Raw genomic sequence first — 16,159 nt, forward strand, 5'->3', positions numbered from 1 at the left:
CTCCGCCGGCCCGCGACCGCTCCGTGGAACGCGTTCCGGCGCCGGTGCCCTGGCGACTACCCTGCAGAGCATGACCAGCAGCGCACCCGCAAGCGACTCTCCCGTCATCGCCGCCGCCCGCCGGGCCAAGGAGGCCGCGGCCGCCCTCGCCCCGGTGCCGCGCACGGCCAGGGACCGGGCGCTGCTGGCCATCGCGGACGCGCTCGAGGCGCGAGCCGCCGAGGTGGTCGAGGCCAACGCGGCCGACGTGGCCAGGGCGCGCGAGGCCGGCACCTCGGACACCGTGATCGACCGGCTCACCCTCACCCCCGAGCGGGTCGCCGCCATCGCCTCCGACGTGCGCGACGTGGTGGCGCTCCCCGACCCGGTGGGCGAGGTGGTGCGCGGCTCGACCCTGCCGAACGGCCTCGAGCTGCGGCAGGTCCGCGTCCCGCTCGGCGTCGTCGGCATCATCTACGAGGGCCGCCCCAACGTCACGGTGGACGCCGCCGCGCTCTGCCTCAAGTCGGGCAACGCGGCACTGCTGCGCGGCTCGTCCTCCGCCTACTCCTCCAACGAGGCCCTGGTCCGGGTGTTGCGGGACGCCGTGGCCGGCGTCGGACTGCCGGCCGACGCCGTCCAGTTGGTGCCGGGCGAGAGCCGCGAGTCGGTGCGCGAGCTGATGCGGGCGCGCGGCCTGGTGGACGTGCTGATCCCGCGCGGCGGCGCCTCGCTGATCCAGACCGTGGTGACCGAGTCGACGGTGCCGGTGATCGAGACCGGCACCGGCAACTGCCACGTCTACGTCGACGAGCTGGCCGACCTGGACATGGCCGTCGAGCTGCTGGTCAACTCCAAGGCGCAGCGCCCCAGCGTGTGCAACGCGGCGGAGACGGTGCTGGTGCACGCCGGGATCGCGGACCGTTTCCTGCCGCTCGCGCTGGCCGCGCTCACCACGGCCGGGGTCACCGTGCACGGCGACGAGGCGTGGCAGAAGGCGGGGGCCGGCGCCGGCGTCCGGGTGGAGCCGGCCACCGACGTCGACTGGGAGACGGAGTACCTGAGTTACGACATCGCGGCCGCCGTCGTGCCCGACCTGGACGCGGCCGTCGCGCACATCCGCCGCTGGACCTCGGGGCACACCGAGGCCATCGTCACCCGGGACGCCACCGCGGCCCGGCGGTTCGTCTCGCTGATGGACTCGGCGGCCGTGATGGTCAACGCGTCCACCCGCTTCACGGACGGCGCCAGGTTCGGCTTCGGCGCGGAGATCGGCATCTCGACGCAGAAGTTGCACGCCCGGGGCCCGATGGGCCTGCCCGAGCTGACCACCACCCGCTATGTGATCACCGGCGAGGGTCACACCGTCGAGTGAAATCCGGATGGCCCTCCCCCTGGCCGCGTATTCGGCCTACGCTGGAGTCGTGCCGGACGACGTGGGGGGCCTTCCGTCGCCGAATGGCGAGGGGCCCAACAGCGAGGACCTGGGGGCCGCCGACGAGGCGTTCGCCTCCGTGGTGCTGGACGAGGCGTTCATCGAGGCGGCCGAGGTTCACGAGCCCACCGCGGCCGAGCGGATCCTGTACGCGGCTCTGGAGCGCGCCGAGTCCGAGGCCGAGTTGGAGGCCGAGGCGGGCGGCGAGATCGGGTTCTACCGGGATCCCGACCTGGACCCTGGCTCATCCGACGGCCTCGCCGGGTTCGAATCCGGCGGCGGCCAGGCCGGCTTCCTCGGCGAGGGTCCTGACGGCGAGGACGAAGGCGACGACGAGGGCCGGTTCGACAGCTCCGACTACACGCGCTACCTCGCCGACCTGCCGGACGGCGAGTACGACGACCAGGCCGAGCAGGCCGAACAGGACGAGTTGGCGTTCGGCGGCCCCTACCCGCCCTATGGCGGCGGCTACGGCGGCGTGGTGATACCCGGCTCCGGCGGCGCGGTGGGCCCGGGGCCCGCCCACGCCGAGGCCGCCGCCGGCTGGCGCCCGGTGCGCTGGCAGCGGCCGGTCGCCTGCGTGCTCGCCATGGTGATGGGGATCAGCGTGATCGCCTTCGCGCTGATAGCCATCCAGCGCGCCGGCTCCGGGGGTTCCCGGCTGCCGGGGCCGACGCCGCCCGCGCCCACCGAGCCCACCGAGCCGGAAGGACCGGACGACGAGGGCACCACCGTGGAGGCCGACTTCTCCGACGGGGACGGATCCCGGTAGCGCCGGCCGCCCTCGGGCCAGGCCGGCGAGCGGCACACCAGGCGGCTCGCGCCCGCGCGCGCCGGCACACTCGGGTGGGGCCGGCAAAATCCCCGCCGCCTTGGGCTGTTGAGCGTCCCCTCGGCGATTTACGCTGGACGGGTGGCCGGGCGCACAGACCCTCCAGAAGGACTTCCCGGGGGCGCCCCGGGAGCCGGGGACGAGGAATACCAGTCGACCGTCTTCGACGAGTCGTTCGTCAGAGCTGCCCGTCTCCAGGAGTTCTCGGCGCAGGAGCGCATCGAGGACCACACGACGGCCGTCCGCCGTCGCGATCCCGAGCCGGGCCGCGGCCGGGTGGTGCCCAGGCAGGGCATCGCCCTGGCGCTGATCATCCTGCTGGCCTTCGCGGCCGCCATCTACCTCGGCAACAACAACCCGTACGACACCCCGGTCCGGCTCAACTCCGACCCGCCGTCCGCGAACACCACCGTGCTGGTGCCGGACGGCGAGGTGCCGGGCGGGGCCGACGCCGACGCCGCCTACGCCGGCACCCCGGCCGCCGACTACGGGGTCGGCGCCGGCGGCGTCCACCTGCCCGACCCGCGGGCCACCGACCACTTCTCGCGCGAGCAGGTGCTCACCGCGCTCACCCTGGCCAAGGAGTACGTGGTGGCCAGCGGGCTCAGCCCCGAAGTGCTGCTCGGGGAGACGGTGATGCCGGTCAGGGAGCTGCTCGGCGCCGAGCAGCAGCGGCAGTTGGACAACGCGACGCAGGGCCACGGCCTGCAGTCGGTGCCGACCGACTGGCTGATCCGCTTCGACACCGAGGCCGTCGAGCTGGCCGACCCGCAGGTCCGGGTGGACGGCGGCTTCACCTTCGTCGAGACCAACGACGACACCCTCCAGGTCACCGCCCGCCACGTCCTGGCGTTCGCGCTGCGCGCCGCCGGCAGCGGCGCGGGCGGCGAGGGCGGCGCGGCGCCGGTCGCCGTGTTCACGGCGCAGCGCCAGCTGCGGCTCCAGTTCGGCAAGGAGGAGCTGCGCGACCGCAACGTGCTGGTGCGCGAGGTCGAGCTGCTGCTCGGGCCGATGGACTGCGCCACCGACCCGTCGGACGCGCTGCGGCCGCTGCTGCCAGGCGAGCGGGTGGACGCGCCCGCGGCCGCCGCCGTCGACCCGTTCGCGTTGGACGGCGGCCGCGCGGTGCTCTGCGGCGAGTACGCCCCGTTCAGCGATCCTCGGGCCCACGCTCCGCTGCTGAATCGCTAGGGCCGGCGTCCCCGCCCTTGCCGCCCGCGCCCCGGGACCTGCTCTGCCCGGTGGCGAAGTCCCGCAGCCGGCCGCCGAGTTCGCCGGCGCCCCCGGCCACGTCGCTGACCAGCTTCATCAGCGGGTCCTTGCTGGTCCGCACGCGCTCCGTGTAGTGCCCTGCCGACTCGCGGAAGGCGTCGGTGACCCGCGTGTCGCCGTCGCCGTCCCGGCGCGGGTAGTGGCCGTCCATGATCCGCTGGTGGTCGCGGCCGCCGGCCCAGCGGCGCAGCTCGGCCGCCCGCACCGCCGCGAACGGGTGGCTGCGCGGCAGCACGTTGAGGATCTTCAGCACCGAGTCCCGCAGGTCGCCGCCCGCCTCGTACTCGTCGGCCTGCTTCAGGAACTCGTCCACGTTCATCTCGTGCAGGTGGTTGCCGCCGGCCAGCTTCATCAGCCCGCGCAGCGACGCCTCCTCGTCCTGACCCACCAGCAGCCCGGCCCGGTCGGCCGACAGCTCGGACTTGCGGAACCACTCGCGGAGCGCGGTGACGATCGCCATGATCGCGATGCTGCCGAGCGGGATCCACGCGACCCGGACCGCGAGGTTGGTGAGGAACAGCAGGATGGTGCGGTAGACCGCGTGCCCGGACAGCGCGTGCCCGACCTCGTGGCCGACGACCGCCCGCATCTCGTCCTCGTCGAGCAGCTCCACGAGGCCGGTGGTGACGACGATGATCGGCTGGTCGAGGCCGATGCACATCGCGTTGGGGTTCGGGTCCTGGGTGACGTAGAACGGCGGGACCCGCTCCAGGTCGAGGATGTGGCAGGCGTCGAGCAGCATCTCGTGCAGATGCGCGAACTGCCGCTCGTTCACCCGAACCGAGTCGGAGAGGAACAGCAGCCGCAGGCTGCGCTCCGGCAGCATCCCGCTCAGCGTCCTGAAGACGGTGTCGAAGCCGGTGAGCTTGCGCAGCGCCACCAGCGCCGAGCGGTCGGCCGGGTGCTCGTAGGCCCGGGACGAGATGCCGGGGAAACTCCGCCGCCCGCCGCCGCGCGGCACCGACTCGCGCGCGGTGCCGTCGTCCGCCGTGCCGTCGTCCGCTATGCCGTCCGTGCTGTCCGTTCCGTCGCCGTTGTCCGTCATGGGGCCCCCTCCGTATGGTGCGCCGCCCGTGTCGGCGTCCAGCGCACCGCACTCGGAGCGGTGGGGGCAAGAGGCCGCGGCCGGCTCGTCCGCTTACGATGACCCTACGTTTCAGCCGTCAGCCACGTTCCCGGATAGGCCAGCCATGATGACGCTCTCCGCCTCACCCGCCGCCGAAGCCCTGGTCAGCCTCGCCAACGAGGGTGGTCAGCACGACTCCCTGAACGCCTATGCCATCGGCGGCGGCGCCCTGGCGGGCCTGCTGCTCCTGCTCTGGATCACGACCCGCCTCAACCGCGACCGCTAAGGTCGGTCCATGCGAGAGCGGATAGCCCGTGCCAAGCGGCGCATCGGCGTGATGGGCGGCACGTTCGACCCCGTCCATCACGGGCACCTCGTGGCCGCGAGCGAGGTGGCCGCGCTGTTCCACCTCGACGAGGTCGTCTTCGTGCCGACCGGCAAGCCCTGGCAGAAGGACCACAGGACCGTCTCCCCGGCCGAGGACCGCTATCTGATGACGGTCATCGCCACGGCGTCCAACCCGCAGTTCTCCGTCAGCCGCATCGACATCGACCGCGGCGGCAAGACCTACACCATCGACACGCTGCGCGAGCTGCGTGCCGAGCACGCCGACGCGGACCTGTTCTTCATCACCGGCGCCGACGCGCTGGCGCAGATCCTGGGTTGGCGGGACGCCGAGGAGCTGTTCGCGCTCGCCCACTTCATCGGGGTCACCAGGCCCGGGCATCCGCTCGCCGACCCAGGACTGCCGAGCGGCGGGGTCTCGCTGGTCGAGGTCCCCGCGCTCGCCATCTCGTCCACCGACTGCCGCGAACGGGTCGCCAGGGGCGATCCGGTCTGGTATCTGGTGCCGGACGGGGTGGTGCGCTACATCAACAAGCGCGCCCTCTACCGGGACCCTTCTCCGGCTGACGCTGGGAGGCACCCCCAGGACGACGCCGAGGGACCGACGCAAGCGGCGCGCTGAACGGCTGAAGGGCGGCACTGGTGAGCGACCGACAGGACCCGTACGGGCAGTTCGGCCAGCCCGGACAGATCTACGGCTACGACGAGTACGGTCGTCCCATCTACGGCACGGAGCCGCAACAGCCGCCCGCGCAGGGGGAGTACGACTACGGCTACGGCGCCACGCCCCAGGCGCCCCAGGACCAGGGTGCCGCGCAGGGCTACGCGGGCGGCTACGGCTACCCCACGGGGCAACAGCCGCCCGTCGCCGACCCCCACGCGAACCCGAACGCGAACGCCTACGACGGCTATGGCTACGGCTACGGCGGCGCGGGCACCGGCTACGACCAGGACCCGGGCCAGGACCCGGGCCAGGGGCAGATCCCGCACCAGGGCACCGACGCCGACGCCGACGCCGGATACCACCCCGGCAGGGGCGCCGCGGAGCGCACCGGCTACCAGACCGAGCAGTTCGCCTTCGTCGAGGACGAGAACACCGACTCCGAAGACGTCATCGACTGGCTGAAGTTCTCCGAGAGCCGCACCGAGCGCCGCGAGGAGGCCAAGCGCCGCGGCCGCGGCCGGCGTCGGCTGCTGGTGATCGTGCTGGTGCTGGCCCTGCTCGGCGGCGTCGGCTTCCTCTACGCCACCGACCGGCTGCCCTTCCTCTCCGACGCCGAGACGGCCACCGAGACCGCGACCGGCGCCCAGGTCAGGGACGTCGTCGTGGTCCACCTGCGGCCGCTCGACTCGGACCAGACCTCCACCGTGCTGCTCGTCGGCAACGAGACCACCGAGGCCGGCACCACGCTGCTGCTGCCCAACGAGCTCACCGTCACCGCGGACGGCGGCACCACCACCCTCGGCCAGGCGGTCGCGGGCGAGGGCGCGGCTTCCGTCCGCGAGGCCGTCGGCGGCCTGCTCGGCGCCGACATCCAGGGCACCTGGCGCCTCGACACCCCGTACCTGGAGACCCTGGTCGAGCTGGTCGGCGGCATCACCCTGACCACCGACGCCGAGGTGCCTGGCGAGGAGGGCGAGGACCCCCTGGTGCCGCGCGGCGAGGACGTGACGCTGGCCGGCCGGGCCGCCGTCGCCTACGCCACCCTGCGCGGCGAGGACGAGCCGGGCAGCGCCCAGCTCGCCCGCTTCGGCCAGGTGCTCCAGGCCGTGCTGGAGGAGCTGCCGGCCGACGAGGCGGGCGCCACCCGGGTGGTCGAGGGCCTGAACCAGATCGTCGACCCCTCGCTCCGCGAGGACCAGCTCGGCAACCTGCTCGGCCGGCTGGCCGGCTACGCCCAGGCAGACGCCTACCAGACCACCCAGCTGCCGGTGGAGACCGACGGCACGATCAGTGACGAGACCGCCGACGGCGTGGTCGCCGACGTGCTCGGCGGCACCGTGAACAACGCCGACCCGAACGCCACGCCGCGGATCGGCGTCCGGGACGCGAGCGGCGTCCAGGGCACCGCGGAGGCCGCCAGGATCGCCCTGGTCAACGGCGGCTTCACGGTGATCGACAGCCGCTCGGCCGGCGAGACCGAGCCGACCTCCCAGGTCACCTACGTCGACGCCGAGGACCAGCAGACGGCCCTCGAGGCGGCCAGGACCCTCGGCCTGCCCGAGGACGTCGTCACCCAGGGTGAGGGCGCCGGAAATGCCGATGTGACGATCGTCCTGGGCGAGGATTATGAGGGGTGACCTGGCACGACCAACCACCCTCGCCGGTCGTTGGGGAGGGCCGTCAGCGTACTATCGAATCTCTGGTATGTTCTCCGTGCTCCATTGGAGTCGGTTCGGGCTGGACCGCTACCTTCGGGTGGGAAGCTCCCTTTCTTTGAGTGAGGGTGCGGAGTCACGAGACCCTGGACGGGTGACATACCTACCCCCGATCCAAGGAGACCGCAGCACCAGTGACCGCCACCGATCGCGCCACTGAGCTGGTCACGGCCGCCGCCCAGGCGGCGGCCGACAAGCTCGCGCACGACATCATCGCCTACGACGTCAGCGACGTCCTCGCCATCACCGACGCCTTCCTGCTGGCCTCCGCGCCAAGCGACCGGCAGGTCAGATCCATCGTCGACGGGATCGAGGAGGCGCTGCAGAAGGAACTCGGCGTCAAGCCGGTGCGCCGCGAGGGCGAGCGCGAGGGCCGCTGGATCCTGCTGGACTACGTGGACATCGTGGTGCACGTGCAGCACGCGGAGGAGCGGGTCTTCTACGCCCTGGAGCGGCTCTGGAAGGACTGCCCGGTGATCGAGCTGCCGGAGGACGCCACGGCCACCAGGGGCCGGGCCGCGGAGCACGCCAGGGAGAACGAGGCCGCCGGGAGCGGAGCCCAGGGCGGTGAGCTCCGCTGAGCGCCGCCCCCGGCACCAACCACAACCGGCGGATCGTGCTCTGGCGCCACGGTCAGACCGCCTGGAACCTGGAGCACCGCTTCCAGGGCACGATGGACATCGCCCTGACCGACGTCGGCCGCGCCCAGGCACGGCACGCCGCCGGGCTGCTCGCCTCGCTCAACCCGCACTCCATCGTCTCCTCAGACCTCCAGCGCACGGTCGACACGGCCACCGAGCTGGCCGCCGTCACCGGGCTCCCGGTCAGCCACGACGAGGGCCTCAGGGAGAGCTACGCGGGCGCCTGGCAGGGCCTCACCCACGAGGAGATCCGCGCCCGCTTCGGCGAGCAGTACGCGGCGTGGAAGCGCGGCGAGCCGGTGCGGCGCGGCGGCGGCGAGCTGGAGACCGAGGTGGCCGACCGGGCCGCGCCCGTGGTCGAGCGCGCCGCCGACAAGTTGCCGCCCGGCGGCGTCCTCGTCGTGGTCAGCCACGGCGGCACCATCCGCACCACCATCGGCCGCCTGATCGGGCTCACCCCGCCCAGCTGGGAGGCGCTCGGCGGCCTCTCGAACTGCTGCTGGTCGGTGCTCGGCGAGAGCGTCCGCGGCTGGCGCCTGCTGGAGCACAACGCCGGCTCCCTCCCCGAGCCCGTCCTCGGCGACGACGTCTGACCCCCCGGTCAGACGTCGCCGCCACCGCGCCGTAGCCGCTCCACGGCGGCCCGGCTCGCCTCGTCCCCCGGCACGTAGACCACCATCCTGGCCTCCGGCATCCCGTGCACCGAGAGCGACTGCGAGCGCATCCGCAGCTCGCCGACCGCACGGTGCCGGAACGTCTTGACGGCCGGCCCGGGCGGCACCACGTCGCCGCTGGCCCACATCGCGGCGAACTCCGCGCTGGCCCGGGACAGTTCGCTCAGGAACCGCTCCCAGGCCGGCTCGCCGACGTGGTTGCCGTAGGCGCCGCGCAGCGTGGCCACCATGGCCTTCAGCTCGGTCTCGCGGAACACCAGCGGGCAGTCATCGAGCAGTTCGGTGAACAGCTGCCACAGGGCGTTGCCGCCCGCCACCCGGTCGGAGAAGAAGATCGCGCGATAGGCGGCGTTGGTGCCCAGCACGTCGTAGCGGCTGTTGTAGACCACCGCGGGCAGCGGGCCGAGGGTGTCGAGCACCAACTGCACGTCGGGGCCCAAGGCGGCGCTGTCCGGCACCGGATCGGGCAGCCACGCCACCTCGGCGAGACGGAACAGGTGCTCCCGCTCGGCGGCGTCCAGCCGCAGCGTCCGGGAGACGGCGTTCAGCACCTGCGCGCTCGCGTTGATCGGCCGCCCCTGCTCGAGCCAGGTGTACCAGGTGACGCCCACCCCGGCCAGCTGCGCGACCTCTTCGCGCCGCAGGCCTGGCGTCCTGCGCCGCGAGCCGGGCGCCATGCCGACCTCGGCGGGCGTGATCCTGGCCCGCCGGCTGCGCAGGAACCTGGCCAGCTCCGGCCTGCGCCGCGTCGTCGCCATGATCGTCATCCCCCCCAGGCTGCCACCGCGCGGGACCCGTTGCCAGGAGTCTGCCAGTACCCGTATCAGCGGGCTCTCGTTACCCGTACCCGGCCGGCGTCATCGTCCTGCCATGACCACGCTCGCCGCAACCAGGACCCGCCCGGGACTGCTTCTCACCATCGTCCTCACCGCCCAGTTCATGGCGCTGCTCGACGTCTTCATCGTCAACGTCGCCGCCCCGACCATCCAGGGCGAACTCCACGCCACCGGCGGCGAGTTGCAGCTCATCATCGCCGGATACACCATCGCCTACGCGGTGTTGCTGATCACCGGCGCCAGGCTCGGCGGCCGGTACGGCCCGGGGCGGCTCCTCCTCGCCGGCCTGGCGCTCTTCACCGCCGCCTCGCTCGCCTGCGGCCTGGCCGGCGGCGTCGGCACCCTCGTCGCCGCGCGCTTCGTCCAGGGCACCGGCGCGGCCCTGATGCTGCCGCAGGTGCTCAGCCTGATCCAGCGCACCTTCACCGGCCAGTCCAGGGTCAGGGCGCTGACCGGCTTCGCCGCCGTGCTGGCCACCGGCGCCGCCGCCGGCCAACTCGTCGGCGGGGTGCTGGTGAGCGCCGACCTGTTCGGCTTGAGCTGGCGGTCGGTGTTCCTGGTCAACGTGCCCATCGGCGTCGCCCTGCTCGCCCTCGCCGCCCGCGGCCTCCCCCTGGAGCGCCCGAACTCGGCCGAGCGCGCCAGGGGACTCGACCCGGCGGGACTGCTCACCCTGACCGCCGCCGTCACCCTGACCACCGTGCCGCTGGTGCTCGGACAGGAGAACGACTGGCCCACCTGGTGCTGGCTGTCGTTCGCCGCCGCGGCCGTGCTGCTCGCCGTCCTCCTCCGCCACGAGTCCCGCCTCGCCGCCCGCGGCGGGGAGCCGCTGATCGCGCCGCGGGTGCTGACCAGCCCCGGCATGCCGCTCGCGACCCTCCGGATCTTCCTGTCCATGACGATCAACGGCGGCAACCTCTTCGTCCTCTCGCTGCACGTCCAGGCACCCGAGGCGATCGGCGGCCTCGGCTACGGGCCGCTCCGCGCCGGCCTGGTCTTCCTGCCGACCGCCCTGGCCTTCGGCGCCGTCTCGCTCCTCTGGCGCCGCGTCCCTGCCCACCGGCAGCCCGCGCTGCCCGCCCTCGGGCTGCTGCTCTCCTGCGCCACCGCGCTGGCCACCGGACTCCTGCTCCGCGACGGCGCCGACCTCGGCGCCCCGACCCTGGCGGTCCTCGCCCTCGGCGGCGCCGGCCTGGCCCTCGCCTACAGCCCCACCCTGACCGCCGCCCTCGCCCGCGTCCGCCCCGAGGACGCGGCCGACGCCAGCGGCATCACGATGATGACCACCCAACTCGGCATGCTCACCGGCGTCGCCGCCGTCGGCACCCTCTACCTCGACCGCCTCGACGTGTGGCCACCCACGGTCGCCCTCGCCGCCGTGGCGGCCACCGCCGCGGCCGCTGGTGGGGTTGTCCGACCTGACGGGCGGGTAAAGAGGCGTTGATCGTCGTGTATCGATCCCGTCTCCGTGACCGTCAGGTGGGATCACCGGCTTAACCGTCCGCAGGGGCCGTGGCAGAATCGGATCCAAGCCGGGGTGGGGATGTCCATGTGGGCACGGCCCGCGACCGAGGGTGGAGCTGATCACTCATGGGTGCACACAGCAGAAAATGCGACTGGTGTGGAGCCGGCACCCCGATCGTTCGGGACCTCCAGCCGATCAACGCCTCCTACCAGTACTGGTGCGTCGAGTGCGCCCGTGCTCTGATCATCAAGGGCGACCCGATCGAGGTCTACCGCGAGCTGGAGGGCGAACCGATCTACGGCCGCCTCCTCGACGAGCACTGCGCGCTCAAGCGTTTCTACTCCTTCGCCAGCGTCTGACCCCACCTCCCACCCCTCCCCGGGCCCCCGCCGAAACCGATTTGGCAATCCCCCGGGGAGGGTGTGTAAAGTAGGCATCGCCGCCGAGGGGAAGCCCGAAAGGGAAGAAACCGAGGCGGACCAGGCAAGGGGCTATAGCTCAGTTGGTAGAGCGCTTGCATGGCATGCAAGAGGTCAGGAGTTCAATTCTCCTTAGCTCCACAGGTCAGAGGCCCCCTCTCGTCAGGGAGGGGGCCTCTGCGTGACTAGCTGAGTGACCAGTGCCCTCGGCCCCGGAGCCCAGTGCCCGATACGCCGCGCTTAGGCGTCGACTTCTCGTGCCCGTTCCCCCGTCGAACCGCCTTCCACCTCTCCGCGCCGGCCCGGCCTGCGGCCGGTGCGGCACCACCCGCTTCCGCCTCACACCAGCGCACAACACCGGCCGACACCCCGGGCCACGGCGCGTCTGTCACGCCAGCAGCGTCGCGCTGGGTCGGGGTGCTCCTCGTGGACGGCGATCGTTGACGCGATCCGGCTGCTGCCCGGCGCCGACTTGGTCGGTTGGGGGGCGGTATGACTTCTCGGCCGAGCGGGTGCCGGGCGGCCTGTTCGGCGGTGGGGAGTGGGCGACGGGCGGCTATGACGGACCTCATGACATCCTCGCGCCGCGTCACCGGGCCCGCGCGCTCGTTGAACTTCCTCACGCCGTCGAGTGCGCTCGTACGCCAACGATCCGCTGAGGCTCCCGATGTGCCGCCGCACGGAGGTAGGCCAGAGGGGAGCGCGGCAGTTGTCCTTGGCTTCACTGCATAGTTCCCCCGAAGGGCCCGCCCCCGTCGGGGGACTCGTTCGGCTGCTGCCGGTCGCCCTGCTGCTTGCCGGGGTGGTCCTCAATCTGGCCACTTCTCCTCACCTGACGTTCCTCGGCATTTTCATTGCCGCGCCCCTGATCGCCGCGGCGATCGACACGCCCCGGGTCACGCTGGCGACCGCCCTGGCCTCGCTGACCATCAGCACTCTGCTGCTCACCGTCATCAACCCGCCTCCGCAGCTGACGGTCGGCGAGCGGGTCACGCTGGTCAGTACCGCCGTGGTGGGCGCGGCCCTCGCGGTGGTCGTCAACGTCGTGGTGGTACGTGGTCGGCAGCGGGTGGCGTCCGCGTTCGGTATCGCGGAGACCGTGCAGTGGGCCGTTGTCCCGGCCCCGCCCACCCGGATCGGGCCGCTGCGCGCCGCCGCCCGCTATCGCGCCGCCCAGCAGGAGGCGCTGATCGGGGGCGACCTGTACGCGGCCGCCGAAACCCCGTTCGGCGCACGGCTCATCGTCGGCGACGTCTCCGGTAAAGGGGTGGGCGCGGCCGCCGCGGTGGCCGTGGTGCTGGGCGCCTTCCGTGAGTGGGCCCAGCACGAACCCGACCTGCTCTCGCTGAGCGCCCGGGTGGAGCGGGCCCTGCTACGTGAGAACGAGAGCTCCCGTCTGCTGGACCCCTACGAGGGGTTCATCACCGCTGTCCTCACGGAGATCGGCCTGGGACCCCCGCACCGGATGACGACGGTCTGCCACGGTCACCCGCCGCCCCTGCTGCTGCCGCCCGGGAGTGCGCCTCGGTACCTGCCAGTCCCGGAGAACGCCCTGCCGCTGGGGCTGGGTTCGGGAACGCGGGGGCCGGAGAGGCATCTGCACACCGCCGACTTCCCGCCGGGTGCCTTCCTGTTGTTCTACACCGACGGGGTCACCGAGGCCCGTGACGGGCACGGCAGGTTCTACGACCCGTCGACCGGTCTACGTGACCGCGACTTCGGCGATCCCGGCGCACTCGTGGACGCCGTCATCAGCGACGTGCTGGCGCACACCGGAGGCAACCTCCAGGACGACACCGCCGTCCTGGCCCTCCAACATCCAGCGACAGCGCCGCAGCCCGCGCGTTGACCAAGGTCCCAGGCACCGCCCCGGTCCGGTCCGGCGTGGGTGCCGGGGGGTGGGGCGGTGGTGCTCGGGGTCAGGCCGCCAGCGTGCGCTGCGTGGTGTCGGAGCCGGTGGACAGGTTCTTGTGGAGTACGGCCTGGGCGGGCGTCGCCGGCCTGGTCGCGGCCCGGTGTCCGTCGTGGCGCGGCCACAGCAGGAGGGCGCCGGCGGCGCCGACCGCCGCGAGGACCGCGAGGACGGACCAGGCGAGGGTGAAGCCGGCGTTCGTGCCGAGCCATCCCGCGACGGGGTAGGTGATCAGCCAGGCGAGATGCGACAGGGAGAACTGGGCCGCGAAGGCTTCGGGGATCCGGTTCGCTCCGACGGAGCCCCGAATGACCTTGCCTGTCGGCGTGACGATCAGCGCCATGCCGACGCCGATCACGACCCAGACGAGCGCGGTACCGGTCCATGTGGTGCGGCCGGACGCGATGAGGGCGATGGCGGCGACCGTGCCACTGAGGAGGACCCCGCCGCCGGTCATCATGACGGTGCGTTCGGCGATCCGGTCGAGCAACCGGGGAAGCGCGAGGGCGGCCAGGAGCGTTCCGGCGCCGGAGGCGGCGAGCATCCATGCCACGTCCGACCGCGAGCCGCCGAGCTCGTCACGTACGTAGTTGACGGTGTTGACGACGACGATCGAACCAGCCGCCGCGACCACGAGGTTCAGCGCCATGACGCCGCGCAGCCGCGGTGTCGTGAGGAACGTCCTGATCCCTGCCGCCGCCTTGTCCCACGCGTTGGTGTGGGCACTGGGACGGGCGTCGGGGATGCGCGTCGACACGATGAGCAGGGTGGAGAGGGCGAACCCCGCGGAGGTGCCGAGGAACAGCCAGTCGAAGCTCATGAACGCCAGGGCGATCGCTGCCAGCACGGGGCTGAGCAGGCTCTCCATGGTGTAGGCGACCTGGGAGGCGGACAGGGCACGCGTGTAGTCGGACTCGTCGGTGACGATGTCGGGGATGACGGCCTGGAACGTCGGGGTGAACGCCGCGGACGCGGACTGGAGCAGGCCGATCAGGACGTAGATGTGCCAGATCTCGGTGACGAGCGGGAGGGCCAGGACCACCGCGGCGCGCACCACGTCGAGGAGGACCAGCAGGGTTCTTCGGGGGAGCCGGTCGACGTACGCGGCGGCCAACGGGGCTATGACCACGTACATGACCATCTTGATGGTCAGGGCGGTGGCGAGGACCGTTCCGGCGCGGGGGCCCGCGAGGTCGTAGGCGAGCAGTCCGAGGGCCACCGTGGTCAGTCCGGTGCCGAACAGGGCGATGACCTGGGCGCTGAACAGGTGGCGGTACTCGCGGATGGCGAACAGACGCATGACGTGTTTCCTCCATGTCCGGGTGGCGGGGCTCGGCCCCCTGGTGGCGGCCGTGTCCCACGGGTGAGGCGGGGGTGTCTCTACACACCGGCGGTGTCCTCCGGTGTGAGACCGGCGGCCAGGTTGAAGGCGCCGGTGAGGATGTTGAGTGCGACGATGCCGACGACGTCGGCGATCTCGCGGTCGCTGTACCCGTGCTCGCCCAACGCGATGACCTGCTCGTCGGTGATCGATGTCGGTTCGCGGTAGACCTGGAGGGCGAGGGTGATGATCGCCGCGATCGCGGGATCGGCCGAGGTGCCCGCGCGGGCTCGGTCGATCTCTTCCTCGTCCACTCCCATCGCGCGGGCGGCGCTGACATGCGAGTCGAGACACAGCCCGCACCCCTGTAGGACCTGGACGGCGATGGAGATCCGTTCGCTGATCCCGCGGTTGAGTCTGGCTCGCTTCATGGCCCGGCTGAGCTGCAGATAGCCGCCCAGGACGGCCGGCGAGTGCGCCATCGTGGAGACCATGTCGCCGATCCGGCCATGGCGGGCGACCAGGTCGGCGAGGAGGTCGCGGGAGGCGCCGACGGCTGTGTCGGGCGTGAGTCGGGTCAGACGGGGCATGACGGTCCTTCCTCAGGCGTGGAGGATGTGCTGGGGGTGGTGGGACCCGCGCCGAGTCGGGCGTGGGCCGCGGGCGGTTCCGGTGGTCGACACCGTGAACTCGGCCGTCCGGACGATGTCGTCGTGCTGGAAGTCCAGGTACAGGCGGTAGGTGCCGCTCGAAGGCGCGGCGGCCATGAAGGTGATCTCGGGCCCGGGCTCGGTGGTGCCGTCACCGGGCTCGCCGTCGGGGTGGACGTGGAGGTAGCCCAGGTCGCCGACCCGCAGAGCCACCAGGTGCCCGTACGCGGCCAGGTAGGGCTGCAGGTCGGTGACGGGCCGGCCGTTCCGGCTGACGGTGAGCTTCAGGTCGCTCGCCCCACCGGGCAGGAGTTCGCCGTCGAGGGTGACGGCGTACTCGCCGACCTGTGCGGCCCGGGTGGCCTCGGGAAGCGGCCGCGGGTCGTAGTGCCCGGCGACCGCGACGTCGATCCCCAGCGTCATGGCCCCGTCGTGGCCGGCCGGGTGGATGTCGGCGAAGATCCTCCAGTCCCCCGGTTCCAGGTTCAGTTCGACGCTCCAGGTGCCCTTCTCGTCCATCACCGGGTGCACGTGCTGGAACCCGGTCGTGTCACGCCGGACGGCGATGAGGTGCAGTTCCTTCTCGTGCTCGGGTGTGAAGACGGTCACCGCCTGCCCGTCGGGACCGGTCACCCGGAAGGTGACCGGCTGCGACCCGCTGGACAGGATCGTCGAGTCGAACTCGAGGGTGTACCCGTTCTCCGAGACCGACAGCCCACCGGGCCGGGCTCCTCCATGGCCGGCGTGGGCTCCGTGGCCGCCGTGGCTGGTCATGTCGTGGCCGGAACTGCTCTTCATCGTTTCTCCACCCCGCGTGGTGAGTCCTCTGACGGTGCCCGATGTCCCGGACACCGAGCCAAACGATATACCCCCCGGGGGTATTCCGCCAGCGTGTATCCGAGGATGGATGCCTCGACGCCCCGGTGAAGCGAG

General features: G+C 72.3%; 16 protein-coding genes and 1 tRNA gene. 12 read left to right on the plus strand and 5 right to left on the minus strand.

What is annotated here, in order from left to right:
* Positions 1–70: 70 nt before the first annotated feature.
* From ACYVPE_RS20590 to ACYVPE_RS20600, 3 genes are all read left to right on the plus strand, one after another.
* Positions 71–1,354, plus strand: a complete 1,284-nt coding sequence (locus ACYVPE_RS20590; RefSeq protein ID WP_461035125.1) for a glutamate-5-semialdehyde dehydrogenase — start codon at positions 71–73, stop codon at positions 1,352–1,354.
* A gap of 49 nt (positions 1,355–1,403) precedes the next feature.
* Positions 1,404–2,186 (plus strand): SCO2584 family spore wall biosynthesis protein, encoded by a 783-nt coding sequence (locus tag ACYVPE_RS20595; RefSeq protein ID WP_461035126.1) that lies wholly within the window; start codon positions 1,404–1,406, stop codon positions 2,184–2,186.
* Positions 2,187–2,327: 141 nt separating this feature from the next.
* On the plus strand, positions 2,328–3,437 hold the full coding sequence (locus ACYVPE_RS20600; protein WP_461035127.1) for an SCO2583 family membrane protein: 1,110 nt from the start codon (positions 2,328–2,330) through the stop codon (positions 3,435–3,437).
* Here the strand turns inward: ACYVPE_RS20600 and ACYVPE_RS20605 are convergent.
* Entirely contained in the window at positions 3,397–4,563 is a 1,167-nt protein-coding gene (locus ACYVPE_RS20605; RefSeq protein ID WP_461035128.1) for a M48 family metallopeptidase, read from the minus strand. The genes ACYVPE_RS20600 and ACYVPE_RS20605 overlap by 41 nt on opposite strands.
* 145 nt (positions 4,564–4,708) lie before the next feature.
* Here ACYVPE_RS20605 and ACYVPE_RS20610 point away from each other — a divergent pair, with 145 nt between their 5' ends.
* The 5 genes from ACYVPE_RS20610 to ACYVPE_RS20630 all read left to right on the plus strand — a co-directional run bounded on the left by ACYVPE_RS20610 (position 4,709) and on the right by ACYVPE_RS20630 (position 8,542).
* Positions 4,709–4,870 (plus strand): hypothetical protein, encoded by a 162-nt coding sequence (locus tag ACYVPE_RS20610; protein WP_165955962.1) that lies wholly within the window; start codon positions 4,709–4,711, stop codon positions 4,868–4,870.
* A 9-nt stretch (positions 4,871–4,879) separates the two neighbouring features.
* A complete protein-coding gene (gene nadD, locus ACYVPE_RS20615) occupies positions 4,880–5,551 on the plus strand; it encodes a nicotinate-nucleotide adenylyltransferase (RefSeq protein ID WP_461035129.1) in 672 nt (223 codons plus the stop codon).
* A gap of 20 nt (positions 5,552–5,571) precedes the next feature.
* Complete coding sequence (locus tag ACYVPE_RS20620) at positions 5,572–7,230, plus strand: LCP family protein (protein ID WP_461035130.1); 1,659 nt, start codon at positions 5,572–5,574, stop codon at positions 7,228–7,230.
* Between the two features lie 212 nt (positions 7,231–7,442).
* Positions 7,443–7,889, plus strand: a complete 447-nt coding sequence (rsfS, locus tag ACYVPE_RS20625) for a ribosome silencing factor (RefSeq protein ID WP_461035131.1) — start codon at positions 7,443–7,445, stop codon at positions 7,887–7,889.
* 35 nt (positions 7,890–7,924) lie between these two features.
* Entirely contained in the window at positions 7,925–8,542 is a 618-nt protein-coding gene (locus ACYVPE_RS20630) for a histidine phosphatase family protein (protein ID WP_461035132.1), read from the plus strand.
* Positions 8,543–8,550: 8 nt separating this feature from the next.
* Here ACYVPE_RS20630 and ACYVPE_RS20635 read toward each other — a convergent pair whose 3' ends face one another.
* Positions 8,551–9,390: a helix-turn-helix transcriptional regulator gene (locus ACYVPE_RS20635; RefSeq protein ID WP_461035133.1), complete on the minus strand. Its 840-nt coding sequence runs from the start codon at positions 9,388–9,390 to the stop codon at positions 8,551–8,553.
* Between the two features lie 103 nt (positions 9,391–9,493).
* On the opposite strand from ACYVPE_RS20635, the gene ACYVPE_RS20640 reads away from it, so the two are divergent.
* The 4 genes from ACYVPE_RS20640 to ACYVPE_RS20655 all read left to right on the plus strand — a co-directional run bounded on the left by ACYVPE_RS20640 (position 9,494) and on the right by ACYVPE_RS20655 (position 13,192).
* The gene (locus ACYVPE_RS20640) at positions 9,494–10,903 is read left to right on the plus strand and encodes an MFS transporter (RefSeq protein ID WP_461035134.1); all 1,410 of its coding nucleotides are present in this window, start codon (positions 9,494–9,496) and stop codon (positions 10,901–10,903) included.
* Between the two features lie 146 nt (positions 10,904–11,049).
* Positions 11,050–11,283, plus strand: coding sequence for a hypothetical protein (locus tag ACYVPE_RS20645; RefSeq protein ID WP_132819596.1), 234 nt, complete (start codon positions 11,050–11,052; stop codon positions 11,281–11,283).
* Positions 11,284–11,411: 128 nt separating this feature from the next.
* Positions 11,412–11,484 (plus strand) — tRNA-Ala (locus ACYVPE_RS20650).
* 574 nt (positions 11,485–12,058) lie between these two features.
* Positions 12,059–13,192 carry a PP2C family protein-serine/threonine phosphatase gene (locus ACYVPE_RS20655; RefSeq protein WP_461035135.1) on the plus strand — a complete coding sequence of 378 codons (1,134 nt, stop codon included), beginning with the start codon at positions 12,059–12,061 and terminating at the stop codon, positions 13,190–13,192.
* 70 nt (positions 13,193–13,262) lie between these two features.
* Here ACYVPE_RS20655 and ACYVPE_RS20660 read toward each other — a convergent pair whose 3' ends face one another.
* The 3 genes from ACYVPE_RS20660 to ACYVPE_RS20670 form a co-directional block, all read right to left on the minus strand.
* Positions 13,263–14,555, minus strand: a complete 1,293-nt coding sequence (locus ACYVPE_RS20660; protein WP_461035136.1) for an MFS transporter — start codon at positions 14,553–14,555, stop codon at positions 13,263–13,265.
* An 80-nt stretch (positions 14,556–14,635) separates the two neighbouring features.
* Positions 14,636–15,166, minus strand: coding sequence for a carboxymuconolactone decarboxylase family protein (locus tag ACYVPE_RS20665; RefSeq protein ID WP_461035137.1), 531 nt, complete (start codon positions 15,164–15,166; stop codon positions 14,636–14,638).
* Between the two features lie 12 nt (positions 15,167–15,178).
* On the minus strand, positions 15,179–16,024 hold the full coding sequence (locus tag ACYVPE_RS20670) for a hypothetical protein (RefSeq protein ID WP_461035138.1): 846 nt from the start codon (positions 16,022–16,024) through the stop codon (positions 15,179–15,181).
* Between the last annotated feature and the right edge of the window lie 135 nt (positions 16,025–16,159).

The organism is Streptomyces mayteni, from assembly GCF_054783955.1.